This window comes from Mycobacterium sp. AMU20-3851 (genome assembly GCF_043974665.1).
In the GTDB taxonomy this organism is placed as follows: Bacteria; Actinomycetota; Actinomycetes; order Mycobacteriales; family Mycobacteriaceae; genus Mycobacterium.
Genome location: NZ_CP146371.1, coordinates 2,547,498 through 2,573,699, shown reverse-complemented (window position 1 = coordinate 2,573,699; position 26,202 = coordinate 2,547,498). Strand labels below are relative to the sequence as shown.

General features: G+C 65.9%; 25 protein-coding genes. 18 read left to right on the top strand and 7 right to left on the bottom strand.

The features are described from left to right. The first annotated feature begins 15 nt into the window (after positions 1-15). Positions 16-969 carry an alpha/beta hydrolase gene (locus tag V4U86_RS12305; protein ID WP_395311476.1) on the top strand — a complete coding sequence of 318 codons (954 nt, stop codon included), beginning with the start codon at positions 16-18 and terminating at the stop codon, positions 967-969. Positions 970-975: 6 nt separating this feature from the next. Here V4U86_RS12305 and V4U86_RS12300 read toward each other — a convergent pair whose 3' ends face one another. Further along, the gene (locus tag V4U86_RS12300; protein ID WP_395311475.1) at positions 976-2,211 is read right to left on the bottom strand and encodes an NADH:flavin oxidoreductase; all 1,236 of its coding nucleotides are present in this window, start codon (positions 2,209-2,211) and stop codon (positions 976-978) included. Positions 2,212-2,312: 101 nt separating this feature from the next. Between V4U86_RS12300 and V4U86_RS12295 the strand changes: the two genes are divergently transcribed. Together V4U86_RS12295 and V4U86_RS12290 are read left to right on the top strand one after the other, a co-directional pair. Next, positions 2,313-2,660 carry a hypothetical protein gene (locus V4U86_RS12295; RefSeq protein WP_395311474.1) on the top strand — a complete coding sequence of 116 codons (348 nt, stop codon included), beginning with the start codon at positions 2,313-2,315 and terminating at the stop codon, positions 2,658-2,660. Then, positions 2,653-3,279, top strand: a complete 627-nt coding sequence (locus tag V4U86_RS12290; RefSeq protein ID WP_395311473.1) for a Dabb family protein — start codon at positions 2,653-2,655, stop codon at positions 3,277-3,279. Before V4U86_RS12295 ends, V4U86_RS12290 begins: the two co-directional genes overlap by 8 nt. A 19-nt stretch (positions 3,280-3,298) precedes the next feature. Here the strand turns inward: V4U86_RS12290 and V4U86_RS12285 are convergent, their stop codons facing one another. Then, positions 3,299-4,186: an SDR family NAD(P)-dependent oxidoreductase gene (locus V4U86_RS12285; RefSeq protein ID WP_395311472.1), complete on the bottom strand. Its 888-nt coding sequence runs from the start codon at positions 4,184-4,186 to the stop codon at positions 3,299-3,301. Next, complete coding sequence (locus V4U86_RS12280) at positions 4,183-6,102, bottom strand: flavin-containing monooxygenase (protein ID WP_395311471.1); 1,920 nt, start codon at positions 6,100-6,102, stop codon at positions 4,183-4,185. Before V4U86_RS12280 ends, V4U86_RS12285 begins: the two co-directional genes overlap by 4 nt. 118 nt (positions 6,103-6,220) lie before the next feature. On the opposite strand from V4U86_RS12280, the gene V4U86_RS12275 reads away from it, so the two are divergent. The 10 genes from V4U86_RS12275 (at position 6,221) to V4U86_RS12230 (ending at position 17,216) form a co-directional block, all read left to right on the top strand. Continuing rightward, entirely contained in the window at positions 6,221-7,801 is a 1,581-nt protein-coding gene (locus tag V4U86_RS12275) for an acyl-CoA synthetase (RefSeq protein WP_395311470.1), read from the top strand. A gap of 194 nt (positions 7,802-7,995) precedes the next feature. Further along, positions 7,996-9,114, top strand: coding sequence for a zinc-binding dehydrogenase (locus tag V4U86_RS12270; protein WP_395311469.1), 1,119 nt, complete (start codon positions 7,996-7,998; stop codon positions 9,112-9,114). A 26-nt stretch (positions 9,115-9,140) separates the two neighbouring features. Beyond that, positions 9,141-10,562 carry an aldehyde dehydrogenase family protein gene (locus V4U86_RS12265; RefSeq protein ID WP_395311468.1) on the top strand — a complete coding sequence of 474 codons (1,422 nt, stop codon included), beginning with the start codon at positions 9,141-9,143 and terminating at the stop codon, positions 10,560-10,562. A gap of 31 nt (positions 10,563-10,593) precedes the next feature. After that, positions 10,594-11,379, top strand: a complete 786-nt coding sequence (locus tag V4U86_RS12260; protein WP_395311467.1) for a crotonase/enoyl-CoA hydratase family protein — start codon at positions 10,594-10,596, stop codon at positions 11,377-11,379. Continuing rightward, entirely contained in the window at positions 11,379-12,530 is a 1,152-nt protein-coding gene (locus V4U86_RS12255; RefSeq protein ID WP_395311466.1) for an acyl-CoA dehydrogenase family protein, read from the top strand. Before V4U86_RS12260 ends, V4U86_RS12255 begins: the two co-directional genes overlap by 1 nt. After that, entirely contained in the window at positions 12,527-13,588 is a 1,062-nt protein-coding gene (locus tag V4U86_RS12250; RefSeq protein WP_395311465.1) for an acyl-CoA dehydrogenase family protein, read from the top strand. Before V4U86_RS12255 ends, V4U86_RS12250 begins: the two co-directional genes overlap by 4 nt. A gap of 75 nt (positions 13,589-13,663) precedes the next feature. Continuing rightward, positions 13,664-14,146 carry a polyketide cyclase gene (locus V4U86_RS12245; RefSeq protein WP_395311464.1) on the top strand — a complete coding sequence of 161 codons (483 nt, stop codon included), beginning with the start codon at positions 13,664-13,666 and terminating at the stop codon, positions 14,144-14,146. Between the two features lie 2 nt (positions 14,147-14,148). Next, a complete protein-coding gene (locus V4U86_RS12240; protein ID WP_395311463.1) occupies positions 14,149-15,033 on the top strand; it encodes an SDR family oxidoreductase in 885 nt (294 codons plus the stop codon). An 11-nt stretch (positions 15,034-15,044) separates the two neighbouring features. After that, positions 15,045-16,028, top strand: coding sequence for an alpha/beta hydrolase (locus tag V4U86_RS12235; RefSeq protein WP_395311462.1), 984 nt, complete (start codon positions 15,045-15,047; stop codon positions 16,026-16,028). Between the two features lie 111 nt (positions 16,029-16,139). Next, on the top strand, positions 16,140-17,216 hold the full coding sequence (locus tag V4U86_RS12230; RefSeq protein ID WP_395312020.1) for a hypothetical protein: 1,077 nt from the start codon (positions 16,140-16,142) through the stop codon (positions 17,214-17,216). 72 nt (positions 17,217-17,288) lie between these two features. Here the strand turns inward: V4U86_RS12230 and V4U86_RS12225 are convergent, their stop codons facing one another. Then, entirely contained in the window at positions 17,289-18,227 is a 939-nt protein-coding gene (locus tag V4U86_RS12225) for an IclR family transcriptional regulator (protein ID WP_395311461.1), read from the bottom strand. 53 nt (positions 18,228-18,280) lie between these two features. Between V4U86_RS12225 and V4U86_RS12220 the strand changes: the two genes are divergently transcribed. From V4U86_RS12220 to V4U86_RS12200, 5 genes are all read left to right on the top strand, one after another. Continuing rightward, positions 18,281-19,534 carry a sulfotransferase family protein gene (locus V4U86_RS12220; RefSeq protein WP_395311460.1) on the top strand — a complete coding sequence of 418 codons (1,254 nt, stop codon included), beginning with the start codon at positions 18,281-18,283 and terminating at the stop codon, positions 19,532-19,534. Then, on the top strand, positions 19,531-20,775 hold the full coding sequence (locus tag V4U86_RS12215) for an alkyl sulfatase dimerization domain-containing protein (protein WP_395311459.1): 1,245 nt from the start codon (positions 19,531-19,533) through the stop codon (positions 20,773-20,775). Before V4U86_RS12220 ends, V4U86_RS12215 begins: the two co-directional genes overlap by 4 nt. After that, entirely contained in the window at positions 20,772-21,524 is a 753-nt protein-coding gene (locus tag V4U86_RS12210; protein ID WP_395311458.1) for an SDR family NAD(P)-dependent oxidoreductase, read from the top strand. The genes V4U86_RS12215 and V4U86_RS12210 overlap by 4 nt, the downstream gene beginning before the upstream one ends. A 102-nt stretch (positions 21,525-21,626) precedes the next feature. Next, positions 21,627-22,589, top strand: a complete 963-nt coding sequence (locus V4U86_RS12205) for a zinc-dependent alcohol dehydrogenase (protein WP_395312019.1) — start codon at positions 21,627-21,629, stop codon at positions 22,587-22,589. A gap of 31 nt (positions 22,590-22,620) precedes the next feature. Further along, entirely contained in the window at positions 22,621-22,998 is a 378-nt protein-coding gene (locus tag V4U86_RS12200; RefSeq protein WP_395311457.1) for a nuclear transport factor 2 family protein, read from the top strand. A 36-nt stretch (positions 22,999-23,034) separates the two neighbouring features. Here V4U86_RS12200 and V4U86_RS12195 read toward each other — a convergent pair whose 3' ends face one another. From V4U86_RS12195 to V4U86_RS12185, 3 genes are read right to left on the bottom strand one after another with little or no spacing between them, the layout of a single operon-like run. Then, positions 23,035-24,663 carry an FAD-binding protein gene (locus V4U86_RS12195; RefSeq protein WP_395311456.1) on the bottom strand — a complete coding sequence of 543 codons (1,629 nt, stop codon included), beginning with the start codon at positions 24,661-24,663 and terminating at the stop codon, positions 23,035-23,037. Positions 24,664-24,702: 39 nt separating this feature from the next. Beyond that, positions 24,703-24,996 carry a hypothetical protein gene (locus V4U86_RS12190; protein ID WP_395311455.1) on the bottom strand — a complete coding sequence of 98 codons (294 nt, stop codon included), beginning with the start codon at positions 24,994-24,996 and terminating at the stop codon, positions 24,703-24,705. Then, positions 24,993-26,150: a Rieske 2Fe-2S domain-containing protein gene (locus V4U86_RS12185; RefSeq protein WP_395312018.1), complete on the bottom strand. Its 1,158-nt coding sequence runs from the start codon at positions 26,148-26,150 to the stop codon at positions 24,993-24,995. The genes V4U86_RS12190 and V4U86_RS12185 overlap by 4 nt, the downstream gene beginning before the upstream one ends. Between the last annotated feature and the right edge of the window lie 52 nt (positions 26,151-26,202).

Sequence of the window (26,202 nt, the reverse complement as noted above, 5' to 3'; positions counted from 1 at the left end):
GCGAATCGACGAGCCATGAGTGAGACCCTCGACCCTCAGATCGCTGCCATGATCGAGGCACTGGATGGCGGGTTCCCGCCGGTGCACACCATGACCGGTGACCAGGCCCGCGCCGCTATCCGGTCGCGGATGGTGGCGGTGGCCGATCCCGAGCCGGTGGCCTCGGTCGAGGACCTCGAGATCCCGGGGCCCGACGGCCCGGTGACCGTGCGTATCTACCGGCCCGAGGCAGCAGTCGGCACGGCTGCGCCGACCCTGGTGTACGCCCATGGCGGCGGTTGGGTGTTCTGTGATCTGGACAGCCACGACGGACTATGCCGTGACTTCGCCAATCGGCTTCCCGCCGTGGTGGTTTCGGTGCACTACCGACGTGCCGCCGAGGAAGGACAATGGCCGGCGGCCGCCGAGGATGTCTATGCCGCGACCGTCTGGGCGGCCGAACATATCGCCGAACTCGGCGACGACGCGGACGCCCTGGTGGTCGGTGGGGACAGCGCCGGCGGGAATCTCGCCGCCGTCACCACACTGATGGCACGCGACCGCCGCGGGCCCCGGCTGGCCGGTCAGCTGCTGCTGTACCCAGTTATCGCCGCCGACTTCGACACCCCGTCCTACCGGCAGTTCGGCCGCGGCTACTACAACCCGCTGCCCGCGCTGCAGTGGTATTGGGACCAGTACGTGCCGGAGATGTCAGACCGAACCCATCCCTACGCCTCGCCGCTGCACGCCGAGGACCTGTCCGGTCTGCCGCCCGCGGTGGCGGTGGTGGCCGGTCATGATCCGCTGCGCGACGAGGGAATCGCCTATGTCGAGGCGCTGCGGCGCGCCGGGGTGCCGGTGGTGCAGCGCTACTTCGAGGGCGGGGTGCACGGTTTCATGACCATGCCGAGCCTGGAGATCTGCGAGAAGGCCCGCGCCCAGGCATGCGCGTACCTCACCGGCGTGACGAACCGACCGGCCAACACATGAGCCACGTCACCGCCGGGTGGTTCCCCCGGCGGTGACGTTCATGGTTTCGACGGTCCCATAACGCTGCTCGGGGTCCAGCACACAATGGGTGCGGGAAAACACCGTCACCATGCACTGGTTGTTGTGGTTGCACCGGCTACGCACCCCGCCATCAGCGATCATCTTGTTGACCAGATCTGGTTCGCGCAGCAGCGCCCGGCCCATCGCGACGAACTCGAACCCTTCCCGAATCCCGGTCTCGACGTGTTCGCGGTTGGTGATTCCGCCGAGCAGGATCAGCTTGGTGTTCTTCATGATCGGCACGAACTGCCGCGCGGCCGGCAGCATGTAGAGATCCTCATACGGGTAGCTGCCCATCACCCGCTTGCCCAGGATCCGCACCCCGGGGCGCAGCATCGGCGGCATCACCTTGGCGAATTCACGTACCGGCACGTCGCCGCGGAACAGGTACATGGGTCGGTACACCGAGGAACCCTGCGTCAGTTCGATGGCGTCGAGGTTGGCATCGGCGTCGAGCAGCTGGACGGTACGCAAAGCCTCCTCGATCCAGATGCTGCCCGGCAGCCCGTCGTCCATATCGAGTTTCGCGATCACCGCGATGCTGTCACCGACCACATCGCGTACCCGCTGCGCGATCTCGCGGACCAGCCGCGACCGGTTGTCGATGTCACCACCGTACTCATCCATGCGCCTATTGATCAGCGGGCTCAGAAATGAGCTGGGCAGGTACAGGTGCCCGAAATGCAGTTCCACCGCATCGAATCCGGCGTCGACGGCCACCTGCGCCGCCGCACCGAACTGGTCGATCACTTCCGCGATCTCGTCGCGGCGAATCTCGCGACAATAGGCGAAGGAGGTGGGGTTGATGAACTTGCTCGGCGCCAACGCCCTGACACCGGTCAACGCCTTCGGTGCGACGACCCCGGCATGCCCGAGCTGCGCGGAGATGCCTGCGCCGGCGCCGTGCACGGCATCGGTGAGCCTGCGCAGGCCGGGCAGCGCCTCGTCGTTCATCACGATCTGGCCGGGGGCGCTAGCGGCCTGTGGTGAGACACAGCAGTAGGCGACGGTGGTCATTCCGACCCCACCCTCGGCGAAACCACGATGAAAATCGATCAGATCGTCGGTGACCAGGCCTCTGGGCGAACGACCCTCCGAGGTGGCAGCTTTGATGATCCTGTTGCGGAGCTTGACGGGCCCGAGCTGTACCGGACTGAACGGGTCTGCGCTGAGATCGGTCATCTGAATACCGTCGACCCGGGCTCCGTCGCCGTCAACGTGTACTCCCGATGGTCGGGATCGACGGGCTCCCGACATATCGGAGGTCCCTATCCTCGACTGTCATGGCAGATGGTGCGGTCTTCGTCATCGACCGGGTGGTCACCCGGCCCGGTTGCGCTCGGCAGTTCATCGACAGCTATCTGTCCGGGTATGCCCCAGGCGCTCGCGAACGGGGTATGACGCTGGTCAACGTCCTTGTTTCGCCGCCCATCTGGTACGACACGGAGCCCAACACGGTCACCGTCACCTGGACCTTGCCCAGCGCGCAGGGCTGGTGGGAGATGACCTGGAAGGGCCGACCCGACCCTGCTGTCGGTGCCTGGTGGGACAGCGTCGCCGAACTCGTCCTGGACCGGGAGCGCAGCGCGGCCGCCGCTCACGATGATGTCGAAAGGCTCTGCGATGTTTAATGTCATCCGGCTCATCGACGTCGCCGAGGCCGACCGCGAGCGCATTCGGCAGGCGCTCACCGACGCGGCGCAGCGCAGCGGCGCCGCCCGGTCGCTGGTCTCCCCCACGCTCTCGGGCAGCCGCAATGGGGGTGATCTGCTACTGCACCTGCGTTTTGCCGACAGCGCCGAATGGGCCGCGGCCGCCCCGGACGTCGATGCCGTCCTGGCCGGCCCCGCCGTCACCCGCATCAACGGTGCGGACTACCAAGGCGCACCGGTCGTCATCGAGGACCGCCCCACCGGCAGCGTCTACCGCACGCTGCTGTTACGGGTCGCCGACGGGACAGATGCCGACACCATGGCCCGCTTCGAGGCCGACCTGCGGCTGTTGCCGGGTTACGTGTCCACAATCAACGCCTGGCAGCTGAGCAAGCCCGAACACACCGTCGGCAACGCCTGGACCCATGTCTTCGAGCAGGAGTTCAGCGATGCCGACGGCATCATGGGCGCCTATCTGATGCACCCGATCCACTGGGCGGTGGTCGACCAGTGGTTCGATCCGGAATGCGCGAACGCCATTGTCCGCGAACGGGTCTGCCACAGTTTCTGCACCGACAGCGACCACGTGCTGCGCTGACGGCACGAGCCGCAGGGGCTCAGAGCCCCTGCGGCAGGATGTTCGGGTTCGCCGCGGCCGGCGGCTGCAACGGCGGCAGCTCGGTGGCGCCGTCGAGGCTATGCACCGTCAGCTTCTGTGACCACGGGTAGTGCAGGCTGAAGGCGACCAGACCGGTGCGCTCGGCCGCGGGCAGGTGGCACATTGCCAGCACCGTTTCGGCCAGGTACTCGACCGGTTCGGTCGGGAAAGTATCCGGGATCAGGCTGGCCGCACCGGGTGTGCGGACGGCACTGGAGGGCCCGACCACGTTGACCGCGATGTTCGAGTCGAGCAGCTCGGCGGCAACACCCTGGGTGAAACGGTGCAGCGCCGCTTTCATAGAGGCGTAGATGACGTCACCGGAACTCTTGTTGTACTCCCGATACGGCCGCACCGGCGCCAGTCCGGTGACCGAACCGATGTTGACGATCCAGCCGGCACCTTGTTTGCGCATGTACGGAACGGCCTGCTGGGTCAATACGAACGGGGTGCGGACATAGTGTTCCACGGTCCGTTCGAAGGTCGCCATCGGCATGTCTTCGATGACCGAGTAGTCGGCGTACCCGGCGTTGTTGACCAGGATGTCCAACCGACCGGTGCGCTCGACCACCTGATCGATCAGCCGCTCCCGCTGGTCGGCGTCCTCCAGATCGCAGGCGATACCGAACGCCTTACCGCCGGCGGCCTCGATCAGTTCGATCGTCTCACCGATCGTCCCCGGCAGCTCGGCCGTGGTGCCCGCCCGCGTGGACGCCGAGGGCTGATAGGACCGGGCCGTCACCGCCACCGTCGCGCCCTCGGCGGCCAGCCGCTGGGCGATGGCGCGCCCGATGCCGCGGCTGCTGCCGGTGACCAAAGCCGTTTTACCTTTGAGAATTTCACTCACTGGACGACGAGATCCTCTTCATCGGGTGCGCGGTGGCTCTGCCACACATCGATCAACTTGAACGGGAACGCGGTCACGATCCGGCCGCCGGAGCGGTAGTAGGTGTGCGCGGTTGGGGTGTGGCACCACACCGTCTGCGCCATCGCGTCATCGATGGAGCGCACATAGCTCTCGAAAGCCTCCGGCTTGACCTCCAGGGTCTGCGCGTCCCGCTCGGCCATCAGCTGCAGGCACTCCATCACGTAGTGCACCATGACCTCGACGCCGAAATTGTGGCCGGCGCCGTGGCCCGGGCTGTAGTTCGGGGCCGAGGAGATGAACATGTTCGGGAACCCGGGTACCAGGCCACCGCGGTAGGCGCTGGGGCTGTCACCCCAGACGTCGGCCAGTCTGGTCCCGTCGCGGCCGACGATGTCCACCGTGGACAGGAAGTCCAGGTGGTAACCGGTGGCGTAGATGATGACATCCAGGTCGATCTGGCGGCCGTCCTGGGTGACGATGCCGCGCTCGTTGACGCCGGCCGGCTCGCTGGCCTCGACGTCGACATGGTCGCGCGCCAGCGCCGCGTAGTAACCGCCGGGGTCGCGGATGATGCGCTTGCCGTACGGCGCGAAGTCCGGTGTCACCTTCTTGGCCAGCTCCGAACCGGCGCCGAAGACGCGGTCGATGTAGTCCAGGCACATCTTCAGCAGCACATCATTGGCCGGCGAGATGGACAGATGGTCGGCCGCCCACTCGGGGTCACGCACGATCACCGGATAGTTGTTGTCGGCGGTGCCCCAGAAGGACTTCAGCCGATTCCAGTTGGCGTAGAACGGCACGTGCGCGTTCAGCCAGCGACGGTGCTCGGGAACGTCGTCGGTCAGGCGCTTGCGCGGCGCGACCCAGTGCGGCTGACGCTGGAACACCGTCAGATGCTCGACTTCGTCGACCGATGCGTCCACGATCTGCACCGCGGTGCAGCCGGCGCCGATGATCGCCACTTTCTTGCCCCGCAGCGACAACTCCGGATCCCACTCGGCGGAGTGGATGCTCACGCCGGCGAAGGTCTCCCGGCCCGCCAGTTCGGGCCAGCGCGGCCGGTTCAGGTAACCGGCAGCCGGCACAACGACATTGGCGTAGGAGACGTCGGTGGTGCCGTCCGCCGCGGCGGTGTGCACCTGCCACATCTTGCGATCGGCAACCCAGCGCAGTGCGGTGACCTCGGTGCTGAACCGGGTGTGTTCGCGCAGCCCGTGCTTGTCGGCGACCGACTTCAGGTAACGCTGATATTCGGGACCTTGCGGGTAGTAACTGGACCAGTTGCCGTTGATATCGCGCGACAACGAGTAGTACGCCGATGGGGTGTCCACCCCGATGCCGGGATAGACCGCGGTGTACCAGGTGCCACCGACCTCGTCGTTACGGTCGATGATTTCGTAATCGATACCCGCCGCGGCACACTCCAGCGCCGCGGCCATGCCGGCGATGCCGGCTCCGATGATGACGACCTTGAAACCGGTCGGCAGCTTCGCGGTGCGCGGCAACACCGGCTGCGAGGGATGGAAACCGCCCTGTTCCAGCAGCAGACCGACATACTCGGGCCCCACCTCGGCGCCCAGCGCCAGCGGCGCCACGCGAGCGAAGAGGTCCGGATCATCGAACGGCGTCGCGTTGACGGGACGCGGGGTCCCCAGCGCGACCACCACCGCCTCGACCAGTTCGGCTTGGGTTTCCGGGTCGGTGCTGCCCGTCTGCTCGGGCGGGTCCGGCGTGAACGAAATCTTGCCGGCATACCGGTCCACGACATTCGTGTCACCGGTCAACTGCGCCAACACCGCCACCAGGATGCCGGCATCGGCCTTGGCGAGATGGGCCCGCAGTTCCTCGGGGTCCAGCGACTTCTGGTCTGCTGCCACGGTCACAGCGATCGTCATCGATCCTCCTTGTTCCTGGATCGAGTATGTGAGCGTTCGAACCGGCGCGCGGCACCGTCTTCTACTGAGCGGGACGTCACGCGATCACACCGGTCCGGCGGCCCCTACAGTCCGACGCATGGATGATCTGCAGGCCGTTCTCGCCTCGGCCCGAAGCCACGCCCTCGGCGATATCCCACGGCGTTCGGCACGCAAGCAGCCCGCCAAGACCGCGATCATCGACGGTGACGTGAGCCTGACCTTCGCCGAGTTCGAGCGTCTGGTCGACCGCGCTACGGCCGCCCTGGGCGACAACGGTTTCGGTCTGGGTGATCGTGTCGCAGTACTGGCCCACAACTGCTGGCAGTACGCAGTGCTGGCCTTCGCTACGGCCCGCGCGGGCGTGGTTCTGGTCCCGGTCAATTTCATGCTCACCGCCGAGGAGATCTCCTTCATCCTTGCGCACAGCAAGGTGACCGGGTTCCTGGTGGAGGCCGACCTGGTGCCGACCGCCGAGGCGGCGATGCGCGCGAGCGGGACCGCTGCGGCGACGGCCGCCCTGGTGCTGCCCGGGCAGACGCTGCCGACGGGCTGGTCGGACTTCGATCAGTGGCTGCAGACCGATTCGCCTGCCGCGAGCCCGCACATCGACGACGACCAGATGATCCGGCTGATGTACACCAGCGGCACCGAGTCGCATCCCAAGGGTGCCATGCACTCGACGCGCAGCCTGATGGGCAACTACATCAGCTCGATCATCGCCGGCTCGATGGAAGGCACCGATGTGGAGATCCACTCGCTGCCCCTGTACCACTGCGCGCAGCTCGACAACTTCCTGATCACCGACATCTACCTCGGGGCCACCAGCATCATCCTGCCCAAGGCCGATCCCGAGCTGGTGCTGCGGACCATCGAAAAGTATGGGGTGACAAACTACTTCGCGCCGCCGACGGTGTGGATTTCCCTGCTGCGATCCCCGGTGTTCGACCAGGTGGATCTGTCCAGCCTGCGCAAGGGCTATTACGGTGCGTCCGCCATGCCGGTGGAGATCCTGGCCGAGATGCGCGAGCGGCTGCCCAATCTGCGGTTGTGCAACTTCTACGGCCAGACCGAGATGGCGCCGCTGGCCTCGGCGCTGGGGCCCGACGAGCAGGACGCGCATGCCGGTTCGGCGGGCCGACCGGTCATCAATGTGGAGACCGCCATCCTCGACGACGACAACGTCGCGGTGGGACCGGGTATGGTCGGCGAGATCGCGCACCGCAGCCCGCATCTGATGCTGGGTTACCTCGACGACGAGGCCAAGACCGCCGAGGCGTTCCGGGGCGGCTGGTTCCATTCCGGGGACCTCGGCTACTACGACGAGCACGGCCTGCTGCATGTGGTGGACCGCAAGAAGGACATGATCAAGACCGGCGGTGAGAACGTGGCCAGCCGGGAGGTCGAAGAGGTCATCTACCGGCACTCCGGGGTGGAGGAGGTGGCGGTGTTCGGTGTGCCACATCCGGTGTGGGTGGAGGCCGTGGTGGCTGCGGTGGTTTCCCGGGACGGCACCCAGCTCACCGAGGACGATGTGGTGTCCCACTGCCGCACGCATCTGGCCGGATTCAAGACACCCAAGCGGGTGTTCTTCGTCGACGCGCTACCCAAGAACCCCAGCGGCAAGCTGCTCAAGCGGGTGCTGCGGGACCGCTTCACCGACGCCAAGAACCCCGGCTGACACACCGGCCGACGCACCCGTCAACCGGTGCGGACGTGCCCTACCCCACAGTGACCGCTGGGCGGGAAGCGCGGCCCTCGGCCCATCCGGGCGCCGTTACCGTGCGAAAACAGATGCGGCCGTGTGCATGCCCAGCCTCCGCGCCGACCGCGGCGGAGATCGCATCCGCAGGTGAACCGAGAGGACTTCAAGCCGTGACTGTTGCGCCGTTCAAGGGTCGTATCGCCCGATTCGACGAGCCCGGCAAACCATTCGAGATCGAGACGGTCACCCTGCCCGACATCAATCCCGGCGAGATCCTTATCAAGGTGACCCGGGCCAATATCTGCGGCTCAGATGTGCACGCCTGGCATGGCACCTTCGCCACCCGCGGTCTCGGTGGGCAGCTGCCCACCGTGCTGGGCCACGAAATGGTCGGTGTCGTCGCGGCTTTGGGTGACGGCGTGGACGCCGACTCGAACGGCAAACCGCTGGCGGACGGAACCCGGGTGGTGTTCCCCTATTTCTTCTGCTGCCACACCTGCCGCAACTGCTTGGCCGGCCGCCGCAACGCCTGCCTGAACCTGAAGATGGCCATGCTGGGTCGCGCCGATGAGCCGCCCTATTTCGTCGGCGGATACGGTGACTATTTCGTGCTGCCCGCCGGCGCGGTGGTCTACACCGTCCCCGACTCGGTGTCCGATGACATCGCCGCCGGCGCGAACTGCGCACTGTCGCAGGTGATGTACGGACTGGAGCGGGTTGACCAGCAGCTCGGTGAGTACGTGGTGGTGCAGGGCGCCGGGGCGCTCGGGTTGTACGCGGTGGCGGTCGCCAAGGCCCGCGGCGCGGCGAAGGTCATCGCGATCGACGGTGTCCCGGAACGTCTCGAACTGGCCAAGGCGTTCGGCGCCGACGCCGTCATCGACATCACCGAGGTGACCACCGAGAAGGAGCGCGCCAAGATCGTCCGCAAGCTCACCGACGGGCAGGGCGCCGACGTGGTGGTCGAGGTCGTCGGGCATCCGTCGGCCATCGATGAGGGCCTCAAACTGCTCGGACAGTTCGGCCGCTACGTCGAGATCGGCAACATCAACATCGGCAAGACCTTCGAGTTCGACCCGTCACGATTCGTGTTCGCCAACAAGACGATGGTCGGGGTGTCGCTGTATGACCCCGCGGTGTTGTCCCGCGCGCTGGACTTCCTGGCCGCCTACCAGGACAAGCTGCCCTTCGAACGGCTGGCGGCGGCCTGCTACTCCCTCGACGACATCAACGATGCGTTCGCCGCGGCCGAGGACAAGCGTGACGTCCGCGCCAGCATCGTCCCCTGAAACGACACCGAATCCCGGAGCGCCAGATGAGCAACCACAACTACGACCGCACCGAGCTCTACATCGACGGTGAATGGGTCTCCCCCACCGGCACCGACGCCATCGAGGTCATCAACCCGGCCACCGAACAGGTGCTCGGCGTGGTACCCAGCGGCTCGGACGCTGATGTCGATGCCGCCGTCGCCGCCGCCCGGAAGGCCTTCGATCCGAACATCGGCGTCGCCGAGCGACGCGACCGCCTCGACGCGGTGATCGCCTCCATGGAGAAGCGGCTGCCCGACATCGCCGAGACCATCACCGCCGAGATGGGTGCGCCGATCCGCATCTCTCAGTCTGTGCAGACCCAGGTGCCGTTGGCGGTGGCACGCGGATTCGCCGACGCCCTGGCGTCTTTCGAGTTCGAGGAGCGCATCGGCAACTCGCTGGTGACCCGCGAACCCTACGGTGTGGTCGCGGCCATCACCCCGTGGAACTACCCGCTGTACCAGGTGGTGGCCAAGGTCATCCCGGCCATCGCGGCGGGGTGCACGGTGGTGCTCAAGCCCAGCAACGAGGCCCCGCTGTCGGTGTTCGAGTTCGTCGAGTCGCTGCACGACGCCGGCCTGCCCCCGGGCGTGGTGAACCTGGTGTCCGGTCCCGGCCGGGTCATCGGTGAACGGCTGTCCGAGCACGCGGATGTCGACTTCGTCTCGTTCACCGGTTCCACCGGTGTCGGCAGCCGGGTCGGTGAACTGGCCGGCAAGAAAATCAAGAAGGTGGCCCTGGAACTGGGCGGTAAGTCCGCCAACGTCATCCTCGACGGCGCCGACCTGACGACCGCGGTCAAGGTCGGTGTCGGCAACGCGTTCCTCAACGGCGGCCAGACCTGCATGGCCTGGACCCGCATGCTGGTCCCGCAGTCGCGCTACGCCGAGGCGCTCGACATCGTCGAGGCGGCCGTCGCCAAGTACACGGTCGGCGACCCGACCGATCCAGGCACCCGGCTGGGTCCGTCGGCCTCGGCGGCGCAGCAACAGACCGTACTCGGCTTCATCGAGCGCGCGTCCGGCGAGGGTGCCCGACTGCTGACCGGCGGCGCGCAGAAGATCCGCGACGTGGGCTACTACGTGGCGCCGACGGTGTTCGCCGATGTCGACCCGAACTCCGAGTTGGGCCAGGAGGAGGTGTTCGGCCCGGTGCTGGCGGTCATCCCGTTCAGCGACACCGATGAGGCTCTCGAGATCGCCAACGGGACGCCCTACGGGCTGTCCGGCGCCGTCTGGGCCGCCGATGACGACACCGCGGTGGCGTTCGCCCGGCAGGTGCAGACCGGCCAGCTGGACATCAACGGCGGCAAGTACAACCCGGCCGCACCGTTCGGCGGCTACAAGAAGTCGGGCATCGGCCGCGAACTCGGCCGGATCGGGTTCGAGGAGTACCTGCAGATCAAGTCGCTGCAGCTGCCGTGAACCTGCCCCATCGAGAGCCTGGAGACCTGTCATGTCGGTAACCACCGAGCCGCTCCGCATCACCACCAACGGGTCGGTGCAGACCTGGACCATCAACCGCCCCGAGCAGGGCAACGCGATCACCGGCAAGGACGTCATCGCGGCGTTCGAGGCGGCGGCCGAACAGGCCAACGCCGACACCGCGCTGCGTGCGGTCATCCTCACCGCCGAGGGCAAGATCTTCTCCGCGGGCGGCAACGTCAAGGAGATGGCCGACGGCCAGGGCATGTTCGGCCTCGCGCCGATCGAACAGCGGTACGCCTATGTCGACGGCATCCAGCGGATTCCGCGCGCACTGGGCCGGCTCGAGGTCCCGTTGATCGCCGCCGTCAACGGTGCCGCCATCGGGGCGGGCTGCGACCTGGCCATGATGTGCGATATCCGGATCGCCTCCGAACGCGCGTCGTTCGCCGAGAGTTTCGTGCAGCTGGGCCTGATCCCAGGTGACGGCGGCAGCTGGTTCCTGCAGCGCGCCGTCGGTTACGAGCGGGCCGCCGAGATGACCTTCACCGGTGACCGCATCGACGCCGTGACCGCGCTGGATTGGGGTCTGGTGAGTCGCGTCGTCCCGCACGACGATCTGCTGACCGTCGCCAACGAGCTCGCCGACCGGATCGCCAAGAATCCGTCGCACTCGCTGCGGATGGCCAAGCGGCTGCTCCAGGAATCCCGCACCGGCTCACTGGAATCCACGTTGGCGATGGCCGCCGCCATGCAGCCGTTGGCGCACGCCGACACCGAGCATCGGCAGCGCATCGCACGTTGGCGGAGCGCCTGATGGCACGGTCCCGACTGGTTCCGCCGGCGAGCACCGACCTCGCCGGCACCGCGGCGTTGCGCGCCGAGGTCCGCGACTTCCTGGCCGAGCAGTTGGCCGCCGGGTCCTTCGTCCCGTCGGTCGACGCCTGGCTGTGCGCATGGGATGAGGCGTTCACCACGGCGCTGGCCGCCCACGGCTACCTGGGTATGACGGTCCCCGAAGAGTACGGCGGCCATGGCCGTTCGCACATCGAACGGTTCGTCGTCACCGAGGAACTGCTGGCCGCCGGCGCCCCGGTGGCCGCGCACTGGATCGCCGACCGCCAGATCGTGCCTGCACTGCTCAAGAACGGCACCGAAACCCAGAAACGGGAGTTCCTGCCGAAGATCGCCGCAGGCGAGTGCTTCTTCGGTATCGGGATGAGCGAACCGGACTCGGGATCCGACCTGGCCAGCGTGCGCACCAAGGCCACCCCGGTCGACGGCGGCTGGTCCCTGTCGGGCACCAAGGTGTGGACCTCGGGTGCCCATCGCGGCCACGCCTTCATCGTGTTGGCCCGCACCGCCCCCGTCGACCCCGCCCACCGGCACGCCGGGTTGAGCCAGTTCATCGTCCGCTTCGACGGGCCCGGCGTACAGGTGCGCCCCATCATCTCGATGAACGGTGGGCACCACTTCAACGAGGTGATCCTCGATGGGGCGTTCGTCGCCGAGGACATGGTGTTCGGTGAGATCGGCGACGGGTGGCGACAGGTCACCTCGGAGCTGGCCTTCGAACGCAGCGGACCCGAACGTGTGTTGTCCACCTTCCCGGTGCTGAGCGCTGTCGCTGAAAGCATGGCGCAGCACCAGCTCTCGCCGGACGCGGAACTGGGCCGGTTGGTGGCCCGGGTGGCGGGGCTGCATCAGATGTCGACCGCGGTGGCCGGGGCGCTGGAACGTCACGAGCCCGCCGATGTGCCCGCCGCGGTGGCCAAGCTGCTGGGCACCTGCACCGAGGGGGACATCGCCGATTTCGCCGATCTGTGCGTCGGCGACGACACGGCCGTCGATCCGCAATTGCGTCAATTGGTCGCCATGGCGGTCGATCAGCGGCCCGGCTTCACCCTGCGTGGCGGAACGACCGAGGTACTGCGCGGTGTGATCGCGCGTGGATTGGGGATGCGATGACGATCTCGGAGACCGGCTACCAGGCCAACCGCGTGGCCACCGCCGTCGACCCCGATCTGATCGAGATGATGGATGCGGTGTTTGCGGCCCACCGCAAGGGCCATGAGGCCACCGCCACGGTGGGTCATGACACCGAATTATGGTCCAGCCTGGACGAATTGGGGCTGGTGCGGCTGACCGGGTCGGCGGACCGCGGCGGCAGCGGTGCGGGCTGGGCGGAGGCCGCCGAGCTGGTCTCCGCGGCCGCCCGCCATGGTGTGCGCGTCCCCCTCGCCGAACACGACCTGCTGGCCTGCTGGCTGCTCGAGGCGGCCGGACTGCCTTCCGACGATGCGCTTCGCACGGTCTGCGTGCTCGACGCGGCCGGCATTGCCACCAGGGTGCCGTGGGCGCAGGCCGCCGGGCGCATCGTCGTGGTCTTCGGTGACGGAGACGGGCACCGGGTCGCCGATGTCGACGCGGCGACGCTGACCATCACCGCCGCGACCAACATGATCGGCGAACCGCGCGACACCGTCGCCGCCGATATCGCGGTGCTGGAGGCCGGCAGCCGTGCCATCGACGATGCGCTGGTCGAGCAACTGCGGTTGAAATCGGCTCTGGTGCGCTCGATTCAAGTCTGCGCCGCGCTGGACACCGCGCTGGATCTCACCATCGAACACACCTCCGCACGGGTGCAGTTCGGGCGTTCACTGTCGAAGTTCCAGGCGATCCAGCACATGGTCGCCGATATCGCCGCCGAGGCGGCGCTGGCGCGGGCGGCCACCGAGGCCGCCCTCAACGTCGCGATCACCAGTGACTGGACGGCCGCCAATCTCGCATTCCTGGTGGCGGTGGCACGGTCGTGCGCCGGGCACGCCGCGTCGGTGGTGGTGCGCAACGCCCATCAGGCGCACGGTGCCATCGGCACCACCGTCGAGCACCGGCTGCACGAATACACCAGGGCCGCCCTGGCATGGCGCTCGGAGTACGGCTCGGTGACGCACTGGGACGAGGCGGTGACCAGGGCCGCCGTGTCGGCCGGTGCCGCGGGACTGTGGCCGCTGATCGCTGACTGAGCCGGGAGTGTTTGGTGTTCCACTGACCGGTCACGGCCGTGTCGGCGGTCACCCGACAACGGTTGACTCGATGGCATGACCACCCAGATCACGCTGCCGGAAGTCCAAGAGTTCATCGCCAGTTTCTGGTACCACTACGACCAGGGCCAGTTCGATGTGCTCGCCACCTACATCGCCGACGATATGCAGTATCTGAGCCGGTCCGATTCCGGGCAGTGCCCGTTCGAGGAGTTGTTGGCCGCCGAACTGAAGGGCGGCACCGAGGTGCTCGCGTGGCTGACCCAGCACCGCGACGAGAACCCCTACCCGCTGCGGCATCACGCCACCAACATCTTCCGCACCGGCACCGACGGCGAGTCCACCCTGGTGCGCTTCTACCTCTACGTCAACCAGGTCACCAACAACGTGCCGTTCGACGTGTCCTCCGGCGTGGTGGATGTCGCCATTCGCCGGGCGGGTGACGCGCTGGTGCTCAGCTCGATGACGGTCGTACTCGATGCCGAGGATTCCATCCCGTTCGCCGAGCACCGGGCCAAGCTCGCCGCGACGAACGCCTGACCGTGGGTGCTGCTGACGCACGCGAAATCTTCGGTGGCGGGGTAGCCGTCATCACCGGGGCCGGCGCCGGTATCGGTGCCGGCCTGGCCCGGCACGCCCACCGCCTCGGCATGACCGTTGTGTTGGTCGACGTCGACGAGCGCTCGGCTACAGTGCTGTGCGACGAGTTGGTCGCCGACGGCGGGACGGCACACGTCAAGGTGTGCGATGTGCGCGACGCCGAGGCGATGGTCGAGTTGGCCGAACAGGTCTACCGCGATATCGGGCCGGTACGGCTACTGGTGAACAACGCGGGCGTCGAACAGTTCGGTTACCTGTGGGACACCCCGGTGGCCAACTGGAACCGGGTGATGGACATCAACGTCAGTGGCGTGTTCTACGGTGTGCGGGCGTTCCTGCCCAAGATGATCGCCGCCGCCACCCCCGCCTGGGTGTGGAACCTGTCGTCCATCGGCGGGGTCGCCAGCGTGCCGTTGCAGGCGCCCTACATCGTGAGCAAGCATGCGGTGCTGGCGATGACGGAGTGCCTGCGGCTGGAGGTCGAGTTGGCCGGGCACAGCGATGTCATCCGCGTGCAGGCGGTGCTGCCGGGCGCGGTGAAGTCGAACATCTTCGAAGCCGCCGGTGGGGTGGACTCCGCCGCGGCGGGCACCGCGGTGGCGGCGGCCGAGTCCCAGCGCGCGGCGATGCTGGACATCAAAGCCGCCGCAATGGATCCCGACGAGGCGGCCGAGGTGGTGTTCGATCAGTCCGCACAGGATGCGTTCTATCTGCTGACCCAGCCGGAATACGTCGGTTCGGCGATGGCCGAGCGCGCCAACACCTTGACCACTCTGGCCGCCCCGAAGCTGCGCACCACGCAACGCTTCGATCCGGCCCAGCACTGAAACGGCGCCGGATGCCCAGCTCGTACCGACCCACGCTCGACTCCGACGCCGCCGCCCGTGTGGCGGCGTTCGGACCACCGACGCCGATCCGGGAGCGCGGACTACAGGCGGTCCGCGACTCCCTGGAATCGGCGCCGCCACCGGCGGATATGCCGAAGATGGCCGACATCGCCGATACCGAGGTGACCGGACCGGGCGGCCCGATCCCGGTGCGGATCTACCGCCCCACCGCCGCCGATGACCCGCAGCCGGTGATCATTCATCTGCACGGCGGCGGCCTGGTGATGGGTTCGAACCACTCGTTCGAGCCAATGGCGCGGGCGTTGGCGGCGGCCAGCGGGGCCGTCGTCGTCGCCGTCGACTACCGGCTGGCACCCGAGAACCCCCCGCCCGCCCAGTTCGAGGACGCGCTGTCGGTTACCAATTGGGTTGCCGCCGAATCTGATTCGTTGGGGCTCGATCACGACAGGATCGTCGTGTGCGGCGACAGCGCCGGTGGCGGGGTCGCCGCGGCGGTGGCGCTGGCGGTGCGCGGCGACGGCGGACCCCAGTTGTTCGCCCAGGTGTTGCTGTATCCGGGAGTGGACCGCGACATGGCCGCTCCGTCGGTGGTGGGAAACCACGATGCGCCCATGCTGGTGCACGACGACATCGTCTTCCTGCACGAGCTCGCAGATCTCGGCGCGGGGTCGCCGCACGATATCCGTCGGGTGCCTGCCTACGCGGCCGACCTCACCGGTCTGCCGCAGGCGATCGTGGTCACCGCCGAACTCGATCCCATCTACGACTGGGGTGAACGCTATGCCGCGCGGCTGCGCGATGCCGGCGTGCAGACCACGCTCACCCGGTATCCGGGCATCTACCACGGTTTCCTGATGCGGTCGGAGGCCACCGCCCGCGGTCGGTTGGCGATGGCCGAGACCGGCGCACTGTTGCGCGCGAAGTTCGCCAACCCGTTGCCCAACACCGCGGCTACCCGGCGAACACAAGGGTGACCAACGTCCCGATGGCCGGACACTGTGGGTTCGAACATCGCTGACGCCACCCACAATTGGACTCAGCAACGGCGTGCAGTTCGCCGGATCTATCAAGAAGGAGTGCCTGTGATGCTCACCGATGAGCGGCGGATGGAGCTGTCCGACATCCTGCGGCCCGCATCGCCGCCCCGTGAGGTCGACAATGTGTACACCGACGATCAGCGGGACCGCCTGTTGAACGTCGTCCGCGAGAACGCGCCGTGGAATCTGATCATCGCGCAGCACTTCGCGTCGCCCGAGGAACTCATCGCGACGATGAGCGGCAAGTTCCCCGAGGGGGTCACCCCGACGCTTGACCTGTTCCTCACTCCCACCTTCCGCGGTTTCCTGGCCAACTACGGCACGGTGCTCTACCCGGAGCTGCACGACTGCTTCTACAACGCTGACTTCCTCGCGCAGGCCAAGTCGTATTGGGGTGCCGAGTACGCCAAACCGCAGATGATGCTGTTCAACATCAACGGGCCGTGCGCCAACCGCGATCCAGGCCACCTGGACTCCCCCAGCTTCCGCGGCGTCCGGTATGAGAACGCGCCGACCTGGCTGGTCAGCGTGATGGGCAAGTCCGGTCTGTTCGCCGACTACCTGATTAAGATGGCGCAGGTCATCACCTGGTTCTCGCATGACGAGACCAGCGGCTTCACCTACTGGCCCGACGGCCCACTCAAGCAGCCCGCCCGCATTCTCCCGCCGGTCTACAACCGTGGCGTCGTGGTGCAGAACGAGATGCTCGTACACCGCGGCGAGGCGAACGGCCCGCTGGATCAGCAGGTTCCGGCCGGTCTGGACTTCCACACCGTCTTCGCCGGTGACCCGGATTCCAACGAGCACTGGGTGCTGCGCACCGACGACAAGGTGATCGCCCGGCACCACACCGACGAGCTGCGCTTCCTGGTGCATTGGTCGGCCGAGGTGTTCGAGGATTACGACGAGCTCAAGAAGAACATGGACCATTCCGATGACCTGACGATCGACAAGGCCATCGACATGATGGTCGACGATCTGGGCAAGAAGGGGATCAAGCTCGACATCCCGAGCGCCCCTCTGCACGACGCCGCCTTCATCGGTGCGCTGAACGCCGCTTACGATCTCGGCGGCCCGGCGATCTACCCGGAAGAGGCGCTGCCCAGCGCGTTCCAGCTCAGCTGACATCGCGTCGAACACACTGGCCCCGGGATCCGCACGGAACCGGGGCCAGTCGCATCTTTCGAACCTGCGTGGTCAGATCCGCCGATCGGACGGCTCACCGACCGGAGGTGCCGTGTCACCTCCGATGATCGATTCAGCACGCCGAGCGAACTCGCATACTTGGTCGCCGACGGCACGTACCTCTTCTGGAGACAGCTCCCTATATGGTTGCGCCGACACCGTGAGCACGACCTTGCCGCTGTGGTCAAAAATGGGTGCCGAGATCGTGGCGAGCGGAACCTGCTCGATGCCTGCAAACTCGCCGGGAAGCACGTCGACGATCGTCAGGTCGCCGACAGCACCCGCCAGTCTGACGGCTACCGGGCCGGGCTCACCGCCGTCCTCCAGCGCGAGTAACGCCGTATAAACCTTGAGCAGCGGATCGCTGAGCCGCTCGATGCCATACCCCCGGTCCTGAATCTCATTGAGGACCTTCGGCATTCGCGCACGGTACACATCGTTGACGGGTCCGGCCGCTTCCATCCAGTCTGTGGTGGCGGCCGGCGGCGCCCATGCCACGAATTCACGTCCGAACGGTGCGACAAAGGGCAGCCGCTGGCCGGCTTGGACGTGCGGGCGTATCTCGCCGGGACTCGCCGCATCGATGACGGCGATGTGGCGGCCTCGCACCTCAGAAATACACGCGGCCATATTCAGTTCCGAGCACAACTCACGCAGTGGGCCGCGAAGCTTGGAAGTGATTGGTGTGGAGGAGAGTTGAAGCCTCGGAAAGCCGTTGCCAATCAGGAATGTCCCATTCAGTGGGTCACGCGTCGCCCAATCGCAGGCGCACAACGTGGCCATGATGGCGTGCCCTGTCGACCGACTGATCCGCAGTTGACGGCATATTTCGGCCAGGGACAACGGGGTGCCGACATGCTCGGCCAATAGCTCCACGACATCGACTACGCGTCGGGTCGGCGGAGACGGCTCTTGACCACGCGGCGCGTCCGGATCTACGTTGGTGTTCATATATTCGGAGCCTATAACGAATATTCGCCAATTCCTAAACCCGGGAGGGATCCATGCCGGCAAGCGCGCTGCTCATCGATGATCTGGTGAACCCGAAGCTGACAGTGGAACAACAGAACATCCTCAATCAGTTGGACAGCGTCACGGTCGATCTGGATCCCGAACTGCTGATGCGCGAAGCAGCGGGCAACACCGGCCTCACCGATTTCGGAGACGAAGGATTCCGGGAGCGCCTGAGTGCATATACCAGCGCCGCCGATTCGGACAGCGGGAACACCAACCTGAATCGCCTTATCCTGCGCAATCGCATCGTGCGACTGCTCTCACAGCGGTTGCTGCTCACCGACCTTCTTCGCCGGTACCCCGAGATCCACGACATCGAAATCGACAAACCCATTATCGTTGTCGGATTGCCACGTTCGGGCACAACCCATCTGGTGAACCTGATCGCAGCCGACACCAGGCGACGAGCATTGCCGTACTGGGAGAGTCAAGAACCCTTCCCACACCGAGGCGAAGGCCCGGACATCAACGGCATCGACCCCCGGTTCGCCCGCAGCGTCGCCGAACACGAAGCCGCGATGATGATGACACCGCTCGTCCAGGCCATGCATGACCGCTTCCCCCAGGCCATCGAAGAAGAAGTGGAACTCCTCGACCTGGACTTCGCCAGCTACGTCGTGGAATGGCACGCGCGGGTGCCGCGGTGGCGGGACTTCTACCTCACGCTCGACCAGCGTGCCCACTACGCCTACCTGAAGACGGTTCTAAAGGCGCTGACATTCCTTAGAGGCCCCCGGCAATGGGTACTGAAGTCCCCGCAACATTGTGAACAACTCGGGCCGCTGATGCATACCTTCCCGGATGCCACCGTCGCGTTCACGCATCGCGATCCGGTCGCCGTCATCCAGTCTGCAGTCACCATGCTGGCCTATGGAGATCGCATCCGCCGCAAAGAAATCGACCCGGACGGACTCGTCGACTACTGGATCGACCGCATTGAGCAGCTACTGCGGGCGTGCGTGCGCGACCGGGACTCTGTTCCGGCCGACCAGAGCATGGACATCTCGTTTCATCACCTCAACGGCAGTGAGATGGACATCCTGAGCAAGCTATATGCGATGAACGGCACCGAGCTGACCGCAGATGCGAAGGCTGCCTTTCACTCCTACCTCGACGACAACCCGCGAGGCAAGCACGGCAGTCTGCGCTACGACCTTCAGGGACATTTTCAACGATCTCCGGCGCAGGTTCGCGAGCGATTCGGCTTCTACTTCGACCGCTTCGATGTACGGGAGGAGGTGTGAGCGCCTACCAGCCCGTGTATCTCAGCCGCCCCGGCGCCGAGGACATCGTCGGCGCCGGCGCACCCGCGCAAGAGGTCAGCCCCGGCATCTGGATGTCACCGGGGTTGTCCAACTCGTTCATGCTGACCACCGACGCCGGACGGATCGTGCTGAACACCGGTATGGGCTTCGAAGGTCCGGTGCACCGCGCCAACTACGACGCCGTCGACCCCGCACCGATTCGCTACGTCATCCTGACGCAGGGACACGTCGACCACGTCGGGGGCCTCGATTCCGTGACCGACCCGGACAGTGAGATCGTCGCTCAAGCGAATTGGAAGACCTGGCGTCGCGACAATGACCTGCTGGCGGCGTTTCGCGCGCAGAACTCGTCCTTCGCCTGGCTCGACAAGGTGATGGCCACGGTCGAGCTCACGTCGTCGCGATTCGGAACAGTGCCGCCACAGAGTGTCCCGACCCCGACGATCACCTTTGACGACAACTTCGTCATCGAGTTGGGTGGCCGCGTCATCGAGCTGTACGCCACCCCCGGCGGCGAGACCACCGACAGCCTGGTGGTTTGGCTCCCCGACGAGGGTGTCTGCTTGTGCGGCAACGTTTTCGGGGCGCTCTTCGGCCACATTCCGAATCTCGTCACGATGCGGGGCGATCGCTACCGCGATGCGCTCACCGTCATCGAATCCATCGACCGGGTACGCGCGCTCGGTGCCGAAACGCTGCTCACCGGACACTTCGGCCCGATCACCGGCAAAGACCGCATCGAATGGGAGTTGACCCGGCTCCGGGATGCCGTGAGCTTCATCCATGATCGCACCGTCGAAGGCATGAACGCCGGCAAGGACGTCCACACCCTCATGCGTGAGGTGGTGCTCCCGCCGGATCTGCAGGTGGGCGAGGGCTACGGCATGGTCCGCTGGAACATCCGGGCAATCTGGGAGAACTATGCGGGCTGGTTCCACCATCAGTCCACCGCGGAACTGTATGCCGAGACTCCCCGCCGCACCGAATCTGACCTGCTGGAGATCGCCGGAACACCGGCCATTCTCGAGCGCGCCCGATCGCTGGTGAACGCGGGCGAACCCGTGCGAGCGATTCGGCTCGCCGACATCGTGCATCACGCCGAACCCGACAATGCGGAGGCCAGACGGGTGTTGATCACCGCACACGAGACACTGCTGCGCGATAGCGCCAACTTCTGGGAAACCGCATGGCTGCGCAAACGAATCGAGGAACTGACATGACCAACCGCATAAGTTTCGACTTCACCGGCGCCACAGCACTGGTCACCGGCGGCACGAGCGGCATCGGTCATGCGACGGCGTCGCTGCTCCGGGACAGCGGCGCGCACGTCACGATCACGGGAACCAGAGCCAAGCCCGAGGACTACGACGACGTCGACTTGTCGGGGCTGCAGTACCGCCGATTGTCATTGACGGACCCGGCCGGCATCGATGCACTCGCCGATTCATTTACCGAACTGGACGTCTTGGTCAACAACGCAGGCGCCAACTTTCCCGGCGGCCTCGACGAATCCACCGCGGAAGGGTTCACCGCATCGGTCGAAGTCAATCTGTTGGCGCCGTTCCGGTTGACCGAACGTTTGCACGGTGCGCTCGCGGCGTCGAACGCCGACGGTGGCGCGAGCGTGGTCATGTTCGCCTCGATGGCCGCGATTCGGGCCGTCCCCGTGGTTCCGGGATACGGGTCGGCGAAGGCCGGGATGCTGTCGCTCACCCGTAATCTGGCGGCGAAATGGGCGACCGACGGTATCCGGGTCAACGCCGTCGTTCCCGGACTCGTCGCCACCCGCATGACCGCGCCGATGGATTACGTGCCCGAGATCAAGCAGGAGCAGATCGAGCACATCCCGCTCGGCCGGTTCGCCACGCCGGCGGAGGTCGCCAGTCCGATCCTGTACCTGTGCAGTGCCAATGCGTCCTACACCACCGGATCGGCGCTTGTCGTCGACGGCGGTTACAGCGTGTTGTGAGTTCCCCTGGTAGTAGCTCCTGATCAGGCCATCGACGAGAAAGGAAGTATCACCGTGAGAGCCGCCATCATCACTGCACCCGAGAAGACCGAAATCTTGGAAATGCCCGACCCGACAGCAGGTCCCGACGACGTGCTGGTCAAGATCCGCGCTTGCGGCATCTGCGGATCGGACAGCCTCTACATCTCCATCGGCGGATTGCCGCCGCATCAGGGCAGCATGCCGATCGGTCACGAACCGGCGGGCGAGGTGGTCGAAGTCGGCGAGAATGTCCGCGACATCGTTGTCGGCGACCGCGTGGTCATCAATCCCATGGCCGTCCCTGACGACATCATCGGCAACGGCGGATCTACCGGTGCGCTTGCGGAGTTCTTGTTGATCAGGAACGCTGTCCGCGGGCACAGCCTCGAAGTCATTCCCGAGCACATCCCGTACGAGGTCGCCGCGCTCAACGAGCCGATGGCGGTGGCCCGGCACGCGGTGAATCAGGTGGCACCGCGACCCACCGACCGGGTGCTGGTCTTCGGCGCGGGCCCGATCGGTCTGGGCATTGTGATCTCGTTGAAATCGGCCGGCATCAAGCATGTCGTGGTCGCCGACATTCTGTCCGAGCGGCTGGACAAGGCGTTGCAAGTCGGTGCCGACGCCGTCATCAATTCCGCCGTCGAAGATCTGCCGGCGCGACTGATCGAGTTGCACGGGGCAGGTGATTCCATGTGGCCCGACCGGGCGGGAACGGACATCTACCTCGACGCCGCTGGTGTGCCGGCGGCGATCAACTCTGCCTTCGGTCTCTCTCAACGTGGCGCCAGGATCGGTGTGGTCGCGGTGCACAAGGAACCCGTCACCCTCGACCTGATGAACGTGATGAGCAACGAGCTGACTGTCGTCGGGTCGATGGGTTACCCCACCGAGATCTTCGAAGTGACCAAGGACATCGTCGAGAACTGGGAGACCTACCAGCTGATCATCAGCCACACCTTCGACTTCGACGATCTCGATGAGGCGTTGCGCTGTGTCTCCACTCCGGGCGCAGCCGACAAGGTCATCATCACGCTCGCTTGATCAGGCGGTCACCACAGGAAGGTCAAAGCACGTGTCGACACACGCGAACAACACGGCAGCCGACACCATCAAGAGGTACGTCGCGCTGCTTCAGTCGGGCAGCGCGGATGACCTCGTCGCGCTGTTCGCCGAGGATGCCACGGTGGAGGATCCCGTCGGAAGTGCCGTCCGCGCCGGCCGGAAGGCCATCCGTGAGTTTTTCACCACGTTGGAGAACCTCGAGCGGCGAACGGAACTGACCCACCTACGGGTCATCGGCGATGAAGCGGCCTTCGTTTTCACGATCACGTTCACGGTCGGAGACACTCCGATGTCTCTGCAACCGATCGACACCGTGGTGTTCGACGACAACGGCGCAATCGTCTCCCTGCGTAGCTATTTCGCGGCTTCGGATGTGATCACCGGCTGACCGGTGACGCTACCGGATCAGCATGCTCCCGGGCGCCTACGCGCGCCCGGGAGTCCGCCGGCGATCTGGATCGGTACCAGTTGTCCGCGCGGCGTCCGCTCCGGCACGCCGACCGCTGAACACGCAATCCGATATCGACAGGCCGCTGACGTAACTGTTGGAACAGACGCCGACGGCATTTCGGCCCGCGGCATACAGACCTGCCACGGTCCCGCCGTCACGGTGCACAACCGCGCCCGTGGTCTCGTCCACGACCAGCCCGCCGAGGGCCAGCCCGGGGATGGGGTAGAACATCGACGAGTCGGCCGAGATGTTGATCGAGTAGAACGGTCCTCGCTCCATCGGCGGGCACAGGGATACGTCCTTGTGCCCGGGATCCCCTGCCCCGCTATGGATCCCGCGATTATAAGCATCGACGGTGCGGCGCAGTCCGACGGCGTCGATACCGTTCTTGGTGGCGAGAGCCTCGACGGTGGCCGCCTTCTTGTGCCCGATCGTCAGCAGATACCACAACTGAAGTCGTTGGAATATCTGGGTTTGGTCCTTGATCTGCGTCCTGATCTTCCGCCAGGTGGCGGCATCGTAGATCGCCCACCCGGTACCGCCGAAGTCACGCATCAGCGCGTTGCCGTGCGTGGCGCCGTAGAGGTCCTCATTGGCGATGCGCCGCCCGTCCGCACCGACGGTGATGCCTTCCAGGAAGGCGCTGGGTGGGGACAGGAATCGCCATGCTGTGACGTTGCCCATCTTGTCGGTCACGCCACCGGCATCCAGCCCGAGTTGGATTCCGGTGCCGTCGTCGCCGACGGTGCCCAGCGGTGAGATCTTCAGGAAGTCCGGCGCATACGTGGACATCCACTGACGGTTGTGGACGAACCCGCCCGCCGCCAGGACCACGGCACCAGCACGAGCGTGCATGTCGACGCTGCACCGCTCGCGCAACCGTTCGGCGCGGTTGACGGCACCCTCGACCAGGCCCGGCATCCAGGTGCCCAGTTTCCCAGTGGCCTTGACGATCATCCGGTGTTGTCGCGCGCTGCGGTGGGCGGGGTCCAGCACCCGGTAACGGACTCCGGTGATCCGTCCGTCATCGGCCTGGACCAGGCTGTGCACCTGCGCGAGCGGGATGAAGTCCACGCCCTTCGCCAACGCCGAATCCCGCAAGCGCTCGAACAGAACTCGCCCAGAACTCATACCCGGAGCGAGCACCCGGTGACCGCGCGGGGCGGGTTGCGCCTGCGCTGCGTACGGAAAGGCCTTCTCGTTGCCCGAGTAGTACAGGTAGTGGCTGTCGGTTGGATACGAGGTCTTGTACGAGGGCACCTGACCGCCCCGGAACTCGACACCCTGCGCCTTGAGCCAATCGATCATCGCCGGGCTCTGTTCGCAGAACCGGGTCAGCGTTTCGGCTGAGACGGCACCGGCCACTTCCTGCGTGAGATAAGCCTGCATGTTCTCGGCGCTGTCCGGGTACCCGCCCGCCTGTTGTTCGGCGGTGCCGGCACCGGCATAGATGATCCCGCCCGAGTACGCCGTCGCTCCGCCCCCGTAGCCGCGGTCCAGTACCAGCACCCGTGCACCACGATCGGCGGCCTCGATCGCCGCCGCAGCGCCCGCGGCCCCGAAGCCGACCACGATGACGTCATACTCACGATCTGACGGCATCTGCTCTCCCACGGTTTGGAACTTGATGTACGCCGAAACTCACAACACGGATTCGTCGTCGAGAACCGGTAGTGTGCCCTGGCGAACTCCCGCCTCGATGGACTCGCGCAGGTCCGGACACAGCGCAAAGGGTGCGTCCCGCGCGATCACCGGCGTACCACGATCCCGTGGTGCATCGCGGCGCCGGGCACAGCGCGCCACGGACTCCGCATCCCATTGCACACTGGTTTGTTCCCAGCTGCTCTTGCGGGCCAGCACCCGCGCGCCGCATGACCCGCAAGTGACCGGGGTCATCGGTGCCTCGCGCAGCCGGTTGTCCGGCCGGACACTCACTTCGTGATACCCACCAACCTGGGCAGCCGGTTGGCGGCCAGGTTCTCCTCCACCTCTTTCATCCACGCCTCGCGCGGACGCGTCGTGTCGATCTCGAACTCGAAGCGGTCCACCATGTCCGGGGTGACATCGGCGACGTCCACGTAGAACTGCTCGTACCAACGTCGCAACTGGTAAACCGGACCGTCCTCCTCGCACAGCAGCGGATTATCGATGCGGGCCTTGCGACGCCAGATGTGCACGTCCTGTTCGAAGCCCATCTTGACGAAATCGCCTAGTGCGACTGCCATTTGGGTGGCAACGTCGTCCGGCACAGATTCTGACTTCTCAACCGTGATTCCGTACTGCAAGACGAACGAGTTCTCGTCGATCGGATAATGGCAGTTGAGCAAGACCGTCCGTTGATCGCCGTGCTCGTAGTGATAAGTCAGATCGTCGATCATGAAGGACGGTCCATGATACGAAGCGACGGAGGTCGTTCCGAGAATCTTGGCTCCCTCCCCCGACCCCAGGTCAGGCCTGCCGACACTTTCGTAGTACTGCGTCGCGGTATGGCCCTCAAAGATGTTCTTGAACCCGGTCGGCAGGCCACCGTGGATGTAGAAGAAGTGAGCCATATCGACGACGTTGTCGATGATCTCGCGGCAGTTGGTGTCGACAACTGTCGTGTACCAGTGCCAGTCGGTCCAGTTGTCGCTGCCTACACCCTCGATGCGGGGGATCGTCACATCGGCCGGCGGGGCCTTCTTCTCCGGATCGTTCCACACGAAGAGCATGCCGTCCTGCTCCATGGTCGGCCACGCCGCGGTGCGCGCCAGCTTCGGCACCCGGCGGCTGTACGGGATCTGCTTGCAGCGGCCGTCCCCGCCCCAGCGCCAGTCGTGAAACGGACACGCGATCTCGTTGCCCTTCACTTCGCCGTCGGACAGGTCGCCGCCCATGTGCCGGCAGTACGCGTCCAGGACGTTGATCTTGCCGTCCTCGCTGCGGAAGACGACGAGCTTGGTGCCGAAAGCGTTGATGGAGTGCGGGGTGCCGTCGCCGAGTTCACGGATGAGACCCAGGCAGTGCCACCCACGAGCGAACCTGGTGGGAGCCGCCTGCGCCTCGATCTGACGAACTTCTCCGGCACCGTCGGGCTGCAACGATGTCATTGCCGACCATCCTGTTCGTTGATTGCGTGGATGAATCCGTTGTAGCACCGGC

Bases quoted from the DNA above. Each gene is read 5' to 3' on its own strand.
- V4U86_RS12280 (WP_395311471.1), bottom strand. From the start codon at position 6,102: ATGACGATCGCTGTGACCGTGGCAGCAGACCAGAAGTCGCTGGACCCC.
- V4U86_RS12230 (WP_395312020.1), top strand. From the start codon at position 16,140: ATGCTCACCGATGAGCGGCGGATGGAGCTGTCCGACATCCTGCGGCCC.
- V4U86_RS12235 (WP_395311462.1), top strand. From the start codon at position 15,045: ATGCCCAGCTCGTACCGACCCACGCTCGACTCCGACGCCGCCGCCCGT.
- V4U86_RS12265 (WP_395311468.1), top strand. From the start codon at position 9,141: ATGAGCAACCACAACTACGACCGCACCGAGCTCTACATCGACGGTGAA.
- V4U86_RS12250 (WP_395311465.1), top strand. From the start codon at position 12,527: ATGACGATCTCGGAGACCGGCTACCAGGCCAACCGCGTGGCCACCGCC.
- V4U86_RS12205 (WP_395312019.1), top strand. From the start codon at position 21,627: ATGCCCGACCCGACAGCAGGTCCCGACGACGTGCTGGTCAAGATCCGC.
- V4U86_RS12295 (WP_395311474.1), top strand. From the start codon at position 2,313: ATGGCAGATGGTGCGGTCTTCGTCATCGACCGGGTGGTCACCCGGCCC.
- V4U86_RS12245 (WP_395311464.1), top strand. From the start codon at position 13,664: ATGACCACCCAGATCACGCTGCCGGAAGTCCAAGAGTTCATCGCCAGT.
- V4U86_RS12210 (WP_395311458.1), top strand. From the start codon at position 20,772: ATGACCAACCGCATAAGTTTCGACTTCACCGGCGCCACAGCACTGGTC.
- V4U86_RS12290 (WP_395311473.1), top strand. From the start codon at position 2,653: ATGTTTAATGTCATCCGGCTCATCGACGTCGCCGAGGCCGACCGCGAG.
- V4U86_RS12300 (WP_395311475.1), bottom strand. From the start codon at position 2,211: ATGACCGATCTCAGCGCAGACCCGTTCAGTCCGGTACAGCTCGGGCCC.
- V4U86_RS12225 (WP_395311461.1), bottom strand. From the start codon at position 18,227: ATGAACACCAACGTAGATCCGGACGCGCCGCGTGGTCAAGAGCCGTCT.
- V4U86_RS12220 (WP_395311460.1), top strand. From the start codon at position 18,281: ATGCCGGCAAGCGCGCTGCTCATCGATGATCTGGTGAACCCGAAGCTG.
- V4U86_RS12255 (WP_395311466.1), top strand. From the start codon at position 11,379: ATGGCACGGTCCCGACTGGTTCCGCCGGCGAGCACCGACCTCGCCGGC.
- V4U86_RS12195 (WP_395311456.1), bottom strand. From the start codon at position 24,663: ATGCCGTCAGATCGTGAGTATGACGTCATCGTGGTCGGCTTCGGGGCC.
- V4U86_RS12260 (WP_395311467.1), top strand. From the start codon at position 10,594: ATGTCGGTAACCACCGAGCCGCTCCGCATCACCACCAACGGGTCGGTG.
- V4U86_RS12185 (WP_395312018.1), bottom strand. From the start codon at position 26,150: ATGACATCGTTGCAGCCCGACGGTGCCGGAGAAGTTCGTCAGATCGAG.
- V4U86_RS12305 (WP_395311476.1), top strand. From the start codon at position 16: ATGAGTGAGACCCTCGACCCTCAGATCGCTGCCATGATCGAGGCACTG.
- V4U86_RS12275 (WP_395311470.1), top strand. From the start codon at position 6,221: ATGGATGATCTGCAGGCCGTTCTCGCCTCGGCCCGAAGCCACGCCCTC.